The organism is Plantactinospora sp. CNZ320 (assembly GCF_002846275.1).
In genome coordinates, this window is the sequence record NZ_PJMP01000001.1 from 6,502,631 (window position 1) to 6,518,607 (window position 15,977).

Consider the following 15,977-nt stretch of genomic DNA (forward strand, 5'->3'; position numbering starts at 1 on the left):
TGCGAAGGGCTCTAGAAGTGCATCTCACGCCGAAGGAATTCGACAAGCTGACGATTCACTCGATGGCGGCGGTGGCCAACGCCCGTAGGGCGAAAGGGCTGAAGCTCAACCATCCCGAGGCCGTGGCGGTCATCTGCGCGGCAGCCCTGGAAGGGGCCCGGGAGGGGAAGACCGTCGAGGAGGTCATGAACGACGCCCGCAACGTGCTCAAGGCGGACGACGTGATTCCCGGGGTGGCGGACATGATCGCGATGATCCAGGTGGAGGCGGTCTTCACCGACGGGTCGCGCCTGGTCACGGTCCATTCACCCATCCAGTAACGCAACCAGGCGACGAGAGAGTCGATCTCCGACGGAGCGGGGGAGAGATGGCGAAACAGCATCCAGGACCGAATTCCAAGCACCTTCGACCCATCGGCGGCTACAAGCTGAGCGACCAGCCGCTGGAACTCAACGCCGGGCGGCCGGTGACCGAGATCTCCGTGCACAACACCGGCGACCGGCCCATCCAGGTGGGGTCGCACTTCCACTTCTTCGAGGTCAACCGATTCCTCGAGTTCGACCGGCCGGCGGCCTTCGGCAAGCGACTGAACATTCCCGCCACCACGTCCATCAGGTTCGAGCCGGGCGACCGGAAGACCGTGCAACTGATCCCGTTCGGCGGCCTCCAGCGGGTGTACGGGTTCAACGGCCTGGTCCAGGGCTGGACCGGGGACGGACCCATTCCCGGCTATCGCCCGGACCGCGCCGAGGCGATCCACAACGCGGAGACACGCGGCTTCAAGTCCACTGCGCAGCAGCAGGAAAAGGGCAACGGCAAGAAGTAGCAGCAACCATTTCGAGACGCGAGCCGCAGGCTGGACGGAAGACGATGAGCCAGATATCACGACAAGAATATTCCGGGATGTACGGCCCGACGACGGGCGACCAGATCCGGCTGGGCGACACCGACCTCTACATCGAGATCGAGAAGGACCTCCGTGTCCTCGGCGACGAGGTCATGTACGGCGGCGGCAAGACCCTGCGCGACGGCATGGGCAGCAGCAGTCAGGCCACCAGTGCCGAGGGCGTGGTGGACCTGGTGATCACGAACGTCACGGTGCTCGACGCGCTGCTCGGAGTGGTCAAGGCGGACGTCGGGATCAAGGACGGCAGGATCGCCGGCATCGGCAAGGCCGGCAACCCGAACATCATGGACGGGGTGACGCCGAGCCTGGTGACCGGTCCGGGCACCGACGCCATCTCCGGTGAGCACCTGATCCTGACGGCGGGCGGCATCGACGCGCACGTGCACCTGGTCACGCCGCAGCAGGTGTACGCGGCGCTGAGCAACGGGGTGACGACGTTGTGGGGTGGCGGTACCGGCCCCTCCGACAGCAGCAACGGCGTCACCATCACGCCGGGTCCGTGGAACATCCACAACATGATGCGCGCCTTCGAGAACCTGCCGATCAACATCGGCCTGTTGGGCAAGGGCAACAGCAGCGGGCGCGCGCCGCTGGTGGAGCAGATCCTGGCCGGGGTACCGAGCTTCAAGATCCATGAGGACTGGGGTGCCCCACCGGCGGTGCTCCGGACCTGCCTGGCCGTCGCCGACGAGTTCGACGTGCAGATCAGCGTGCACACCGACACCCTGAACGAGAGCGGCTACATCGAGGACAGCATCGCCGCCTTCGAGGGACGGACCATCCACACCTTCCACACCGAGGGTGCGGGTGGCGGCCACGCGCCGGACATCATCAAGGTCGCCGGCCAGATGAACGTGTTGCCCGGGTCGACCACGCCGACCGTGCCGTACGGCATCAACAGCCAGTCCGAGCTGTACGACATGATCATGGTCTGCCACAACTTCAACCCCCAGGTCCCCTCCGACGTCGCCTTCGTGGAGAGCCGGATCCGGACGGAGACCATCGCGGCCGAGGACGTCCTGCTGGACGAGGGCGTGATCTCGATGATCCAGAGCGACTCCCAGGCGATGGGCCGGGTCGGCGAGACCTGGCTGCGCACCGTCCAGCTCGCCGGCCAGATGAAGAACGCCCGGGGCAGGCTCCCCGAGGACGCCGCCGGCAACGACAACTTCCGGGTACTGCGCTACGTCGCCAAGATGACCATCAACCCGGCCATCACCCAGGGCGTCTCGCACGTCATCGGCTCGATCGCCCCGGGCAAACTCGCCGACCTCGTGCTCTGGGAGCCTGCCTTCTTCGGCGCGAAGCCGAAGATGGTGCTCAAGAGCGGCATGATCGCCTGGTCGATCATGGGTGATCCGAACGCGTCGCTGCCCACCCCGCAGCCGGTCTACTACCGACCGATGTTCGGGGCCACCGGATCACAGGTCGCCAAGAACTGCGTGACCTTCGTGTCCAAGGCGGCCCACGAGAGCGGCATCGCCGAGAAACTGGGCCTGCAACGGCAGGTGATGCCGGTCTACCGGTGCCGCAACCTCACCAAGCGGGACATGGTCCGCAACGACCGTACGCCGAAGCTGGAGGTCGACCCGGAGACCTTCGCCGTGAAGATCGACGGCGTGCACGCGACCGTACCGCCGGCCAAGAACCTTCCGCTCAGCCAGCTCTACTTCTTCAGCTGACCGTGCCCGGGCCCAGCCCGGCCCGGCCGGCGGCGGACATCGCGGCAAAGGAGAGACACATGCTCGTCGAAACGGTACTCGGCAACGTGGCCGAACCGGACTGGACCGAGCGGCTGCGCCAGGCCAAGGTCGACGACCTCGTCCTCGACCAGTGGGACGCCCAGAAGAGTCGGCTGCGCCGGACGACAAGCTCCGGTACCGAACTGGCGCTGTCGCTGGCCCGCGGCGTACGGCTGCGTGACGGTGACGTCCTGGCCTGGGACGACGCCACCGCGACCGCGGTGGTGGCCCGGATCGCCCTCGGTGAGGTGATGGTGGTGCACCTCGACACGTTGCACGGCGAGTCGCCCGAGATGGTGATCCGGTCGGCGGTCGAGCTCGGGCACGCGATCGGCAACCAGCACTGGCCGGCGGTGGTGAAGGGCAGCAAGATGTACGTCCCGCTCACCGTCGACCGCAAGGTGATGGACTCGGTGATGCGGACCCACGCGTTCACCGGCCTCACCCACGAGTTCGTTCCCGGGACCGAGGTCATCGCCTATCTGGCCCCGCACGAGTCGCGGCGGTTGTTCGGCGGGGCGGACTCCACCCCGCACTCGCACCTGCCCGCCGGCCTGAACTGAGGACGGCCGGCATGCCCAGCACGGCCGAGGCGCTGAAGCTGTTGCAGTTCGGCGACTCGGTCTTCCCGGTCGGCGCCTTCTCGTTCTCCAACGGGTTGGAGATGGCCGTCCAGCACGAGGTCGTACACGACCGGAGCACGCTCCAGGAGTTCGTCCGTACCCTCACCCGGGCGGCCGCCACCGGGGACGGTGTGGGGATGCTCGCCGGGCATCGCGGCGCCGCCGCCGGTGACCTCGACCGGATCCGGCAGGCGGACGAGGCCGTCCACGTACGCAAGATCAACGAAGAGATGCGGACCATGACGGTCCGGATGGGGCGCAAGCTGGCCGAGGCCGCCAACCGGATCGTCGGCGAGTCGTTGCTGAAGAAGCGGATCGGGGAGTCCGGCACCGGGGTTCCGGTGACCTATCCGGTGGCGCTCGGTGTGCTCTTCGCCGAACTCGGGGTCGGCGAGGAGGAGGCATTCGCGGCCCACCAGTACGGCGTGGCGTCGACGGTGCTCGGTGCGGCGGTCCGGCTGATGCGGGTGGACCATCTCGACGCCCAGTCGATCCTCTTCGCGGTCAACGAGAAGGTGGCCGAGGACTACCACGAGTCGCGGACCGCGACCCTCGACGACATGCAGGGCTTCACCCCGCATCTCGACATTCTGGCGGGCGCGCACCAGCACGCACACGTACGGATGTTCATGAGCTGAGCCGCGATCGGCGGCTCCGAGGAACAGGAATCGATCACCATGAAGTCAGCGAGTCGTATCGGTGTGGGTGGCCCGGTGGGCAGCGGCAAGACCGCCATCATCGAGGCCGTCGTACCCCGCCTGGTGGAGCAGGGCCTCCGGGTACTCGTGATCACGAACGACGTGGTCACCACCGAGGACGCGAAGCACGTCCGGCGCGCGTTGACCGGGGTACTGGTCGAGGAGCGAGTCGTCGGGGTGGAGACCGGTGCCTGCCCGCACACGGCGGTGCGGGAGGACCCGAGCATGAACCTGGCGGCGGTCGAGGACATGGAGGCCCGGTTTCCCGACAGCGACGTGGTGCTCATCGAGAGCGGTGGCGACAACCTCACGCTGACCTTCAGTCCCGCCCTCGTCGACTACTTCGTCTACGTGATCGACGTCGCGGCCGGCGACAAGATCCCGCGCAAGAACGGTCCCGGCATCTCCAAGTCCGACATCCTCGTGATCAACAAAACCGACCTGGCCCCGTACGTCGACGCGGATCTCGACGTGATGGCCCGGGACGCCGAGCTGATGCGCGGCGGCAAGCCGTTCGTCTTCACCAACTGCAAGACCGGCGAGGGGATCGACGACCTGGTCGCCCTGGTCCGCCGCAACGCGCTCTTCGACGCCGAAGTGCCGGCATGACCTCCCTGGACTCCGTCCGCGAGCTGGTGCCGTACCAGGACCAGCCGGCCCAGTTGCCGGCCGGGGCGAACGGCAAGGTCGGCATACTGCGGCTCGGCTTCACCCGGCGCGGCGACCGGACCGTCCTGCGCGACCTCTACCGGCAGTCGCCGCTGCTCGTGCAGCGGGCGCTGTACTGGGACGAGGAGATGCCCGGCCTGCCGTGCGTCATGATCCTCACCACCTCCGGTGGCGTGCTCCAGGGCGACCGGCTGCGCGTCGACATCGACCTGGGCCAGGACGCCCAGGCGCACGTGGTCACCCAGGCCGCCACCAAGATCCAGGAGATGGATGCCAACTACGGCACCCAGATCCAGCGCTTCACCCTCGCCGAGAACGCCTACCTGGAGTTCCTCCCCGAACCCGTGATCCCGTTCCGGCGCAGCCGGTTCGTCTCCGACACCCGGGTACGCCTGCCGGAGAGCGCGACCCTGCTATACGCCGAGGTCCTCCAGCCCGGCCGGAAGTACTACCGCGACGGCGAACTCTTCGCCTACGACCTCTTCTCCGCCGCGCTGCGGGCGGAGCGGCCCGACGGCCGGCTCCTCCTCGTGGAGAAGTTCGTGATCACCCCCGGCCGGTTCCCGGTCACCCGGCTCGGGATGATGGACCGCTTCCACGTCTTCGGCAACGTCGTGCTGCTGACCAGCCCCGAACGGGCGGCCCGGGTCTACGAGCGGACCGCCACCCCGGTCTGGGACGAGGAGACCCCGCTGGCCAGCGCCGTCAACCGGCTGCCGAACGACGCCGGCCTCGTCTTCAAGGTCCTCGGCCAGGAGACCGAACCGGTCCGAGCGGCGGTACGCGCCTTCTGCGTGGCCGCCCGCGAGGAGGTCACCGGATGCACCTTCCCGCCGGCCTTCAGCTGGCGCTGACGTGACGGGATTCTGACGTGGCCGACATCGTCCGCCGCTGGAACAACATCGGTGACCGCAACCCGCTCGTCGGGTTCGTCGACGCCTGCCTGCGCGGGGTGGCGCAGGTCGTACTCCAGAACAACCCGCTGACCGGTCTGCTCATCCTGATCGCGATCGGCTGGGGGGCGTTCGAGAACGGGCACCCGAGGGTCCTCGGCGGCGCCGTCGTCGGACTGGTCGTCGGTACCGCGACCGCGCTGATCCTGCGGGTGGAGCACGACTCCTACCGCGCGGGCCTGTACGGCTTCAGCCCGGTGCTGACCGGCATCGCGATCCCGACCTTCCTCGACCACCGGCCGCTGATGTGGCTCTATCTGGTGCTCGGCGCGGCGGCGACCACAGTGGTCACGCTCGCGCTGAACGCCATCTTCAAGCACTGGGGACTCACCGCCTTCACCTTCCCGTTCGTGCTGACCACCTGGTTCCTGCTGATGGCCGCGTACCAGTTCGACCGGTTCACCGTGCTCACCCAGTTGCAGCCGGCGTTCCCCGGTGAGGGCCGGCACCCCGGAGCCTCCTTTGACTGGGCTCTCGTGCCGAGCTTCCTGCGCGGGGTGTCCCAGGTCTTCCTGACCGACAGTTGGATCAGCGGCCTGATCATCGTGCTCGCGCTGCTGATCAACTCCCGCTGGTCGGCCCTGTTCGCCGTCGTCGGCAGCGTCGGAGCGACGCTGCTCGCGCTCTGGTTCGGCGCCGACGGTGCCTCGCTGGAGAAGGGGCTCTTCGGCTTCAACGCGGTACTGACGGCGATCGCCGTGGGCGCGGTGCTGCACCGGCCGGGCGTCGCGGTGACCGCGTACACGCTCTTCGGGATCGCCCTGACGCTCTTCGTCCAGATGGCGCTGGCGACCATGCTCACCCCGCTGGGCATCCCGGTGCTCACCGGACCGTTCAACATCGCCACCTGGCTGCTGCTGCTGCCCAAGCGGCACTTCGGGCCGGTGCCGAACCACGAACGGGCCAAGGAAACTGTCGTCTCCGACGTGCGGCGTTCTGTCTGACGCCGGGGTAGGAAGGAGCGGTCCGTGGCCGCAGAAACCGCGGTCAACGCGGGTGACACCGCCTGGGTACTGGTCTGCACCGGACTCGTCCTGTTCATGACCCCCGGTCTCGCCGTCTTCTACGCCGGCATGGTCCGGGCCCGCAACGTCCTCGTGATGCTGCAACAGAACATGGTCGCGCTCGGAGTGGTGAGCCTGACCTGGGTACTCGTCGGCTACACGATCGCCTTCGGCGACGACGCCGGCACCGGGCTCTTCGGCAACCTGGAACTGCTCGGGCTGACCGACCTGAAGGTGCCGCCCGCGCCCAACCTGCACGTGGTGGACAATCGCGTCACCATCCCGACGCTCGCCTTCCTGGCGTACCAGATGATGTTCGCGGTGATCACCCCCGCGCTGGTCACCGGCGCCACCGCCGGGCGGCTGCGCTTCGCCGGCTGGGTGCTCTTCCTGGCGATCTGGTCCATCGTGGTCTACTCCCCGATCGCGCACTGGCTCTGGCACCCCGGGGGCTGGCTGGCGAAGCTCGGTACCCAGGACTGGGCCGGCGGCATGGTGGTGCACGCCAGCGCCGGGGCGGCGGTGCTGGCCCTGCTGCTGGTCGTCGGCCGCCGTCGGGACTGGCCGAACACCGCGGCCCCGCCCAACTCGATCCCGCTGACCATCCTCGGGGCCGGCATCCTGTGGTTCGGCTGGTTCGGGTTCAACGGCGGCGACGGTCTGCAGGCCAACGGGGTGGCCGCGCAGGCCGTACTCAACACCCACCTGGCCGCGGCGGCCGGCATGCTGGTCTGGCTGGCGCTGGAGCGGGTCAAGGACGGCCACAGCACCGTGGTCGGCGGCGTCTCCGGGGCCGTCGCGGGCCTGGCGACGGTCACCCCGACCGCCGGGTACGTCAACGCGCTCTCCGCCATCGCGATCGGGGCGCTCGCCGGGCTGGTCTGCCATCTCGCGCTGCGGGTGAAGTATCTGCTGCGCCTCGACGACGCACTGGACGTACTCGCCGTGCACTTCGTCGGCGGCATGCTCGGCTCCCTGCTGCTCGGCTTCTTCGGCAACCGGAGCATCAACCCGCTCGGCGCCGACGGCCTCTTCTTCGGCGGCGGCGGAAGCCTGCTGTGGCACCAGTTCGTCGGGGTGGTCTGCGTGGTCGGCTTCTCCTTCGTGCTGACCTGGTTGATCGCCGCCGGCATCCAGGCGCTGGTCGGGTTGCGTGCGCCGGCCGACCTCCAGGAGCGGCTCGACCAGGCGCAGCAGGGCACCGACGCGTACCACCTGGGCACCGTGACGGACCTGTCGGCGCCGGGCGCGCCGCAGCGGCGTCCCGTGGGCAGGCAGAGCGGGTCCGGCGTGCCGGCCCCGGCGCCGTCGGGGGCGCGGGTCAGGCTGGTCAGCGCGCTGCTCGAACCGGCCGAGGTGACGAACAGCGCCGAACTGCGGGACGCCATGCTGCGGGCCGGAGCGATCTCGATAATGGTCTCGGACTCCGCGACCGCCACCGACGTACCCGTGCACCAGGTGATGCCGCGCGGCTACTGGCAGGAGCAGTCCCTGCTGGCCCGGCTGCACGTCAGCGTGCTGGTCGGCGGCGAGGCCGTGGACGGCGTACTGGACGAGTTGGATCGGTTCGGTGCGCGCCGGGAGGAGATTTTCGTGCAGGACGCGGAGCGGATCTCGACGGATCACCCGTAGCGATCTGCTGTGACCGCGGCCGCTCCTCATGGACCCCGCGTCGCCTCCTCGGTGACCCGGCCGCTCGTCACTGTTCCGGCGGCGACGGTAGCTCGGTGCGCCGGGTCAGCAGCGCCGGGCAGCAACCGCGCTTCGGTCGGCGCGTGCCGGAGCCCGGGCGTTCGGCGTACCAGTCGCGCATCCGGGTGGCGGCGTCGGGTCGGCTCTGGGCCACGTTGAGCTGGAACCGGCCCGACCGGCCTGGCCGGAGCGTGGCGACGACGTTTCCGACGTACAGCCGGAGTTCGCTGTCCTCCTCCCAGAGCACCGGGCCGGTGACGGCCGCCTCGACCAGCCGCCGCCAGTCGGCGTCGGTGGCCGACACCGGCAGCCGGTCACCGTGTGGCCAGCGGCGCCGCCACCGCGCACCGAGCCCCCGGTCGAGTTCGCGTTGGGTCGGCGCCGCCGCGAAGGAGAGGTCGGCGTGCTCCATGGCGTGCCGGAAGTACCGCCGGGCCTCGGCCAGCGCCGGCCGGCCGTCGAGCCGGGTGCCGACCTCCACCCCGGAGAACATCCCGTGTACGGCGTCGAAGTTCGCCGAGAAGAGCGCCCCGTACCGGCCGTCGGCGATCACGCCCTTGGCGTGGGTGTCCGAGTCGCCGTGGATCCTCACGCCCAGTTCAGCCAGGGCCGCGGTGTCGGCCCGGTGCTCGGGTACGTTGTTGCGGGCCCGGACCAGCAGCCGTACGTCAAGATCGTGCGCGGCCATCGCCCGGCGCAGCGGGTCGAGCAGCAGCTCGGGCCGGTCCCGGATGCCGACCAGGCTGAAGGTGGCGAGCAGCAGTTCGTGCCGGGCCCGACCGATCACCTCGTGCAGGGCGGCGAGGATGCCCCGCTCCCGGTGCGCCCCGTCCCCGTCGTCGCCGTCGTACGTCCAGATCACGCCCGGCCCGCCGGCCGACGGTGGCACGGTCACCGGGCTCGGCTCCGGGGTACGCCGATGCAGCGCGTACTCGGCGCCGGGCAGTGCCGCCCAGGTGCAGCCGGCGAACCAGAGCCGGGTGAAGAACCGGGCCAGCCGGTCGACCTCGGCCGGGTCGGCGACCAGCACCCCGTTCTCCCCGGTCGCCCGCTTCCGTTCGGTGTCGACCAGGGCGCTGGTCTCCAGGTTGGCACTGCTGACCAGTGCCACGCTGTCGTCGACGACCAGGAACTTGGCGTGGCAGCCCTCGTGCCCGCGCAGCGCGATCCCGCGCCGGGTCAGCTCGTCGAACTGCTTCTTCTGGGCCTGCACGTCGACCTCGTCCACATCCTCCAAACTGGACAGATCGCGGCGCAGCGACTGCTCGGTCCAGGAGGTGACGACGTAGACCCCGCCACGGAGCCGTTCCACGGCGGCGAAGAGCGCGTCCAGCAGTTCCCGGTCGCCGATCCGGAAGCTCGCCAGGAAGATCTTGTGCCGGGCTCCGTTGATCAGCTCGATGGCGCTGTGCCGGATCGAGGTGACCGAACCCCGGTAGGTGAACCGGTGCCGGTAGTCCCCGTCGCTGTCCGGCGCGTCGGGGAACGGCTGCCCGGGTACGTCGCAGAGCAGGAAGTACCCCTCCGGTGTGGTGAGCGCACCCAGGTCCAGTTCGTCCGGCAGCGCGTCAGTCTCCGGCGGTGCATCGCGGTCAGGCATAACCGAAGTCCTCCGCCTCGCGCAGCGCGTACACCAGACCGGGGAAGCCCAGCCGCCAGGCGCGGTCGCGCAACTCCGGGCTGCCGGGCAGGGCAGTGACGTCGGCGCCCGGCGCGGCGGCGGCGGTGATCCGCCGGTCCACCTCGATGAGCGTCTCGGCGGTCCGGTCGGCACCGACGAGGTCGATCGTCGTCTCGATCACGGCGTCCTCACCTTGGCCGGTTAATCCGAGCGGCAGCGCGAGATTGCGGCCCCGGTCGGCGAGGCGCCTGGCGAGCGACCCGGAGACCCAGCAGCGCCACCGGCCGGGGGCGATCCGTTCCGCCCGTGGCGCCGTCCGCTGCGCCGAGCCGAGCAGCCCGTCCCAGGCCTGGGCCCGGGTGGCCGGGTCGTGCAGCGCGTCGAGCAGCCCCAGCCAGTGGTTGGCGAGCCCGGCGGCACCGGGCAACTCCAGGCTCACCGGATCGTGCCTGTCGTCCCCGGGCAGGGTGAGGACCGGGCGGTAGCCGTCGCCGTCGATCCGCAACTCGCCCCGGCAGCGGTAGACCGGACACCAACCGTCCCGGCCCAGCGGCGACTCGGCGGCGGACTCGGCCACCTCGACGCTCTCCTCGCCGGCCCCGGCGAGCGTGCCGGCGGCCAGCCTGGCCCGCAGTTCGTCGGCGAGCGTGCTGCCGACCAGCCGGGGCGGCAGCGGGGCGTTCCCGACCGACCGGGGTCGGAGCCGCTCGACCTCGCGCAGCCCGGACGAGCGCGGGTCGAGCACGAGCAGGTCGCCGGTGCGCGGCAACAGTACGACGTCCAGACTGACCTGGCGCCGGCGGTAGACCGTACGGGTCCGGGCGGCCTGCTCGGCACCGGGCGACAGTGGCCGGTACCCGTCGGCGTCCCGGGCGAGTGCCCCGGCGGCGACCAGCCGGCGCGCCGCCACCGGCAGCAGTGTCTCCCCGGGCAGGTTGGTGATCTCGAAGAACTCGGCCGGTTCGGCCCGGCCGGTGGTCATCGCCAGCTCCAGGACGAACCGCTCCAGTGGAGTCATCCGGACCGGTGTGGCCCGTTCGAACGGGACCCCGCGCCACCAGCGGATCGGCACCAGCACCTCGGGCAGTACGGCGACCGTCCCGGGCGGCGGTGCGGCCGGCGGGTCGGCCGGAACGAACTCGATCACACGGCACCTGCCGTGGCCGTCCGGCGGCCCGCACGCTCACGCCACGCACACCGCCCGGTCATCCGACGCCCTTCGCGATCTCCATGTCGGGTCGCTTCTCCAACAGCTCGAACAGGTTGCGGTAGAACTCCTCCGCTTCCGGTACGCCGTTCAGTTTGCGCAGCGTCGGCGCGTGTCCGACCAGTACCAGTCCACGGCGGGCCCGGGTACAGGCGACGTTGAGTCGACGGATGTCCTGCAACCATCTGCCGTACCGGGCCGACGGGGTGCCCCGGCCGACGAACGCCCGGCAGAACGAGAGGAAGACGAGATCGCTCTCCTGCCCCTGGATCTTGTCGATCGCGTCGACCACCTGGAAGTCGAGGGCCCGGAAGTCGTCGAAGGCCGGCCCGCCGAGCCGGGCCCTGATCGCGGCGGCCTGCCGCCGATAGAAGGTCAGCACGCTGACCGTCACCGGCTCACCGCCCGATCGGCGCAACCGGGCCTCCCACGAGCGGCACATCCGGGCGACGAGGTCCGCCTCCAGGTCGTTGACGAAACCACTGCCGACGGTGCGCTCCCGCGCCCGGCCGCCGTAGACCGAGGTGTCGACGAGTACCACCGGAGTGTTGGTGCCGCCGTACCGCAGCGGAGTCACGTCCGGCCGGTCCGGGGTCAGGTAGTCGCCGTCGTACACCGGGGCGGAGACCAGCGACGCGATCGGCTCGATCATCCGGCGCTGCACCCGCAGCCGTTGCCGCAACTGCGGCGGCACCCCGGTGACCGAGACCTCGAAGAGGCTGCGCACCAGGTGGTCGCGCATCGCCTTCAGCAGGGTACGTTCGGCGTCCGCGCCGTCGGAGCCCAGCCGGCGCCAGGCCGCCTCGAAGGTCTGCCGGTACAGCTTCCGCCAGTTGCCCGACCCGCGCAGCCGTTCGGCGGTGGCCAGCACTGTGTCGGTGCGGAACTGGTGCAGCTCCTCGTCCTCGGTCCAGATCGCGGCCAGCTGGCCGACCGCGGCCGGCAGGTCGGCGGCGGCACCCCGGCCGACCATGTGCAGGGCGGCGAGCGCGTGCAGGTGGTGCTCGTCGGTCGGCTCCACGTACGGCGGGAGCTGGTGCTCGTCGCCGACCAGTACCCAGCGGCGGGCCCGGACCGCCCCGATCAGGAACTCGCTGTCCACCACCCGGCTGGTCTCGTCCACGATCAACGTGTCGAAGTCGGCGTCGCCGAGATCCCGGCCCACGCCGGTGGTCGTGCAGCAGATCAGGTTCGCCGACCGGCGCAGGTCGGCGTCGACCTCCTCGGCCAGCGACTCCGGCGAGCCGCCGGCCAGCCCGGAGAGCTCGAACCAGCGCTGTTCCAGCCCGATCCGCTGCTCGCGTCGGGTCAGCTCGGCGTCGAACCGGTCCCGCCACCGCCGTACCTCCGGCTCGGGCCGGCCGACCGGGTCCTGGCCGGTCAGCGACCGTACCCGATCTCCGGCCTGCCCGGCGGCGGACCGGGCGGCCTCGGTCTCGGCCTGCCAGCGGTGCACCTCCGCGCCGTGCCACTGCTCCGCGGTGACCCGTTCCGCCTCCAGCGCGGCGATCCGGGCCCGAGCCGCCTCCCGGCGCCCGGCCCAGGCCCGTTGGTCATGGTCGAGCCGGCGGCGCTCCGCCTCGCTCGCCCGGTGGGCGTCAGCCAGCCGGGACACCTCGTCCGGAGACTCGAAGAAGGCCCTGACCCGGGACCAGAACCGCCGGCCGCGCGGCACCGCCGCGAGCTGCGCGCCGAGCGCCTCGGTCCGGGCCACCACCGCCGGCAGCGTCGCCGCCAGCCGGTCCAGCGCGCCGGCCGCCTCGGCCTCGCCGGCCCGGCTGCCGGCCAGGTCGGCGGCGAGCCGTTCCCGCCAGGTACGCCTGTCACGCTCCGCCGACCGCAGCGCCTCTGCGCTGGTCCGGCGCCGGGCGTCGGCGGCCAGATAAGCGTCCAGCGCGTCGCGCCGGTCCCGCAGCCGGTCCGCCTCGGCCCGCCAGCGCCCGGCCTGCGAGGTCGCCGGGCGGCGGGCCTGTCGCAGGTACGTCCGGCTGACCTCCTTCGGCAGGTACCGGCGCAGTTCCTCGGCCACCCGGGACTCGTCCCAGGAGATCCGCAGCGCCAGGATGCCCGGCTGGTCGGCGAGCCGGCGCAGCACCTCGTCGACGGCCACGTGCATCGGGGCGAGCAGCAGCACCCGTTCGCCCCGGTCGACGAGTTGGCGCACCAGCTCGGTGATCACAGTGGTCTTGCCGGTGCCGGGCGGCCCCTGCACGTGATAGGCGTGCGGGGTCTGTACGGCGCCGCTCACCGCCGCCCGCTGCTCCGGGTTGAGCCGTTCGTCGAAGTACGTCGACAGTGGCGGCAGCCGCACCGCGGGCAGCCGCTTCGGGGCGGAGAGCAGCAGTGCCAGGTGTTCCCAGTCGCCCTCGACCTGCTCGTCGAGGAAGCGGCCCAGTGCCGCGCTGTGCTTGCCGAGCGCGAACCGGCCCTGCTGCTCCAGCCGCACCGGGGTCTGCGCTGCGATCGGTGCCCGGGGCGCGGAGAGGGCGAGCACCGTCTCCGACCCCGCCGGGGCGGCACCGTCGAGTTCGACCGAGAGCAGCCGCAGCTCGACCTTCGTCTCCGGGGTCTGCACCGTCACCGTACGCCCCTCGGCGAAGGTGGCCGGCTGGTCGAGCCGGAGCCAGAGCACCTGCTGGTCCGCCAGCCGACCCTCACCGAGCACGGTCCCGGTCGCGCGTACCGTGCCCTCGTGGATGCTGCGCTGCTCCAGCAACTCCAGCACCTGGAGCAACGGCTGGTACCGGCGCCGGATCCGGGCGTGCAGGTCGCCCCTTGGCCGGGGCGGGGTGGCGCCACGGTGCAGTTCGCGGTTGGCCCGCTCACGCAGCGACCGTCGCCGCTGGACGATCCGCAGCCCGTCGGCGAAGGTCCGCACCAGCTCCGGGAGGTGGCAGTACTCCTCGTCCCAGACCGGCACCAGCCGGACCTGTCGGGGCTGGACCGTCTCGGTGCGACCCAGCCCGCGCGCCGGCTTCACCGACGTGACGTACGCCTGCGGCACTCCGCTGTCCCGCGCCCCGCGCGCCTGGGCGTAGACCTCGAACCGGGTACCGGTCAGCCGGTAGTACGGGCCGTCCCGCCCGGTCAGTTCCTCGACCAGCAGGCCGCTGCCGAGGTCGGCCCGGATCTCGTCGAGGTCGTGATCGGCGAGCCAGCGGGCCCGCTGCGGGTACGACAGGCACACCTCGGTCCGCTCCGCCTCGCTCGGCGCGAACAGCTCGGGATCGGTCGCCTGGCAGTACTCGTCGGCCCAGGACCGGGGCACCCGCAGTCGCTCCACTCCGGACACCTCTCACCGATCGTCGCGGAGGAAGCGGAGCTCGACGCAGAGTTCGTCGACGTCGTTCCCGTCCCCGTGCAGCGCCCAGTACGCCGTGAGCAGCCCGAACGCCTCCGTCCGGAGCGACTCGGTGTGCTCGGCCGGGATCGACTCGGTGCCGTGCGCCAGCACCGACTTGTTCCGGGCCCAGGTCCGGTCCCGCAGCTCCCGCAGCCGCTCCGGATCGACCAGCCCGGTACGCCGGGCCAGTTCGTCGTCGAGCGAGGCGAGCAGGATGGCGGCGGCGAACAGGGTCAGTTTGTTCGGCGGCCCGGCGGCGGACGGCGGGCTGATCGAGCGGGACACCTCGGCGTAGCCGGCCCGGACGGCGGCGGGGTCACCGAGGCGGGACCAGTCGCAGTCGTCCGGGTCGAAGCCCGGGTAGCGGTGCCGCAGCCGGGTGGTCAGGCAGGCCTCGACGGTGCGGTAGAACAGCAGTGCCGCGAAGTCGTGCCGGCCGAGCCGCTGGTAGTGCAGGCCGAGTACGTAGAAGCAGACCACGAACGCGGTGGCGTCGCCGGCCGCCAGCCGGCGGGCGAAGGCGAGCTGCCGGTCGATCGTCGCCGAGGTGTCCGGCCGGAGGTCCCGGTGGCCCCGCCGCAGGCTCTGCTCCACCCCGGCGACCGCCGCCGGCAGCGCGGCCAGGTCCAGATCGCACCAGGTCCGGTACAGCTCGGCGAGGGCACGCATCAGCCGGGCCCGACCGGGTACCGCGATCCGTTCGGCGATCTCGTCGTAACGGCGGCGGGCCGCCTCGAACGCCCCGGACCGGAACATCTCCAGGGCGCGGGCGAGTTCCTGCTCGCCGAAGAGGGTGGTCGGGTTGTCCAGCGAGATGAGCCGTACCTCGCCGTGCCGCAGCTGCCGGGTCACCGGGTCGAACTGGTTCTCCACGTACGTCAACCCGAGGTTGAGCTGCCAGGCGGCCAGTGCGGCGGCGGCGCTCATCACCTTCCGGCCACCTGTGATGTCGATGACCGCGTGCCGTCCGTCCCGTCCGGCCAGCTCCCGGGCGATCTGCTGGTACATGTCGAGCGGGTCGCTGGCGTCGACCAGGACGTGCCGGAAGTCCTGGAAGCGCAGCCGGTCCGGGCCGACCAGCCGCTGCCCGATCAGGTCCACACTGTCCGGTGCGTCCCGGGAGGTGATCACGACGAGCCGGCTCGGCCGGAGCAGCTCGTAGGTGAGCACCGTCGGGGCGGCCGCGAAACCGCAGAGGCTGATCAGCACGTCGACCTGGCGTCGGGGCAGGTCGCTGGCGGCCCGGGCCCGGTCGACCGCGTCGGCGAGCAGGTGGTCGAGATAGTACGCGGTGGCCTGGAGCGCCGGGCTGCCGTCGGCGTACCGCTGTTCGCCGCGTTCGATCCGGTGCATCGTGGCGACCCGTTCGGCGAAGGAGCCCACTTCGTCAGACGGCATGCCTGACCCTATCGAACGGGGTCGCTCACCCGCACGATGAGGCGATCCGGTGTGCCGGCTGGAATCGACCTGCGAGCCGGTCCACCGGGCGCCTCCCGACCAGCACCCGGCCCGCGACGC

At 71.1% G+C, this 15,977-nt stretch carries 13 protein-coding genes; 9 read left to right on the forward strand and 4 right to left on the reverse strand.

Annotation, left to right across the window (positions count from 1 at the left end):
• The first annotated feature begins 17 nt into the window (after positions 1 to 17).
• The 9 genes from CLT71_RS29155 to CLT71_RS29195 are packed head-to-tail and all read left to right on the forward strand — an operon-like array spanning position 18 to position 8,228.
• Positions 18 to 320 (forward strand): urease subunit gamma, encoded by a 303-nt coding sequence (locus CLT71_RS29155; RefSeq protein ID WP_101369916.1) that lies wholly within the window; start codon positions 18 to 20, stop codon positions 318 to 320.
• 47 nt (positions 321 to 367) lie between these two features.
• Positions 368 to 826: an urease subunit beta gene (locus tag CLT71_RS29160; RefSeq protein WP_101369917.1), complete on the forward strand. Its 459-nt coding sequence runs from the start codon at positions 368 to 370 to the stop codon at positions 824 to 826.
• A gap of 44 nt (positions 827 to 870) precedes the next feature.
• Positions 871 to 2,589 (forward strand): urease subunit alpha, encoded by a 1,719-nt coding sequence (locus CLT71_RS29165; RefSeq protein ID WP_101369918.1) that lies wholly within the window; start codon positions 871 to 873, stop codon positions 2,587 to 2,589.
• A gap of 59 nt (positions 2,590 to 2,648) precedes the next feature.
• Positions 2,649 to 3,212, forward strand: a complete 564-nt coding sequence (locus CLT71_RS29170; protein ID WP_101369919.1) for an urease accessory protein UreE — start codon at positions 2,649 to 2,651, stop codon at positions 3,210 to 3,212.
• Between the two features lie 11 nt (positions 3,213 to 3,223).
• On the forward strand, positions 3,224 to 3,910 hold the full coding sequence (locus CLT71_RS29175; RefSeq protein WP_101369920.1) for an urease accessory protein UreF: 687 nt from the start codon (positions 3,224 to 3,226) through the stop codon (positions 3,908 to 3,910).
• A gap of 39 nt (positions 3,911 to 3,949) precedes the next feature.
• Complete coding sequence (gene ureG / locus CLT71_RS29180; RefSeq protein ID WP_101369921.1) at positions 3,950 to 4,579, forward strand: urease accessory protein UreG; 630 nt, start codon at positions 3,950 to 3,952, stop codon at positions 4,577 to 4,579.
• Positions 4,576 to 5,493: an urease accessory protein UreD gene (locus CLT71_RS29185; protein WP_101369922.1), complete on the forward strand. Its 918-nt coding sequence runs from the start codon at positions 4,576 to 4,578 to the stop codon at positions 5,491 to 5,493. The genes ureG and CLT71_RS29185 overlap by 4 nt, the downstream gene beginning before the upstream one ends.
• A gap of 17 nt (positions 5,494 to 5,510) precedes the next feature.
• Positions 5,511 to 6,536 (forward strand): urea transporter, encoded by a 1,026-nt coding sequence (yut, locus tag CLT71_RS29190; RefSeq protein ID WP_101369923.1) that lies wholly within the window; start codon positions 5,511 to 5,513, stop codon positions 6,534 to 6,536.
• A 24-nt stretch (positions 6,537 to 6,560) separates the two neighbouring features.
• Positions 6,561 to 8,228, forward strand: coding sequence for an ammonium transporter (locus CLT71_RS29195; RefSeq protein ID WP_486483515.1), 1,668 nt, complete (start codon positions 6,561 to 6,563; stop codon positions 8,226 to 8,228).
• A gap of 67 nt (positions 8,229 to 8,295) precedes the next feature.
• On the opposite strand, the gene CLT71_RS29200 is transcribed toward CLT71_RS29195, so the two are convergent.
• Genes CLT71_RS29200 through CLT71_RS29215 form a run of 4 tightly spaced genes read right to left on the reverse strand, consistent with a single transcriptional unit; the run spans position 8,296 to position 15,857 of the window.
• Complete coding sequence (locus tag CLT71_RS29200; RefSeq protein ID WP_101369924.1) at positions 8,296 to 9,888, reverse strand: phospholipase D-like domain-containing protein; 1,593 nt, start codon at positions 9,886 to 9,888, stop codon at positions 8,296 to 8,298.
• The gene (locus CLT71_RS29205) at positions 9,881 to 11,056 is read right to left on the reverse strand and encodes a hypothetical protein (RefSeq protein ID WP_101369925.1); all 1,176 of its coding nucleotides are present in this window, start codon (positions 11,054 to 11,056) and stop codon (positions 9,881 to 9,883) included. Before CLT71_RS29205 ends, CLT71_RS29200 begins: the two co-directional genes overlap by 8 nt.
• A 58-nt stretch (positions 11,057 to 11,114) precedes the next feature.
• Complete coding sequence (locus tag CLT71_RS29210) at positions 11,115 to 14,399, reverse strand: DEAD/DEAH box helicase family protein (protein ID WP_101369926.1); 3,285 nt, start codon at positions 14,397 to 14,399, stop codon at positions 11,115 to 11,117.
• A gap of 12 nt (positions 14,400 to 14,411) precedes the next feature.
• A complete protein-coding gene (locus CLT71_RS29215) occupies positions 14,412 to 15,857 on the reverse strand; it encodes a TIGR02710 family CRISPR-associated CARF protein (protein ID WP_101369927.1) in 1,446 nt (481 codons plus the stop codon).
• Positions 15,858 to 15,977 lie beyond the last annotated feature (120 nt).

Excerpts from the sequence above, each read along its gene's own strand:
- CLT71_RS29200 (WP_101369924.1), bottom strand. The coding sequence starts at position 9,888 with ATGCCTGACCGCGATGCACCGCCGGAGACTGACGCGCTGCCGGACGAA.
- CLT71_RS29215 (WP_101369927.1), bottom strand. The coding sequence starts at position 15,857 with ATGCCGTCTGACGAAGTGGGCTCCTTCGCCGAACGGGTCGCCACGATG.
- CLT71_RS29170 (WP_101369919.1), top strand. The coding sequence starts at position 2,649 with ATGCTCGTCGAAACGGTACTCGGCAACGTGGCCGAACCGGACTGGACC.
- CLT71_RS29165 (WP_101369918.1), top strand. The coding sequence starts at position 871 with ATGAGCCAGATATCACGACAAGAATATTCCGGGATGTACGGCCCGACG.
- CLT71_RS29160 (WP_101369917.1), top strand. The coding sequence starts at position 368 with ATGGCGAAACAGCATCCAGGACCGAATTCCAAGCACCTTCGACCCATC.
- CLT71_RS29185 (WP_101369922.1), top strand. The coding sequence starts at position 4,576 with ATGACCTCCCTGGACTCCGTCCGCGAGCTGGTGCCGTACCAGGACCAG.
- CLT71_RS29175 (WP_101369920.1), top strand. The coding sequence starts at position 3,224 with ATGCCCAGCACGGCCGAGGCGCTGAAGCTGTTGCAGTTCGGCGACTCG.
- ureG (WP_101369921.1), top strand. The coding sequence starts at position 3,950 with ATGAAGTCAGCGAGTCGTATCGGTGTGGGTGGCCCGGTGGGCAGCGGC.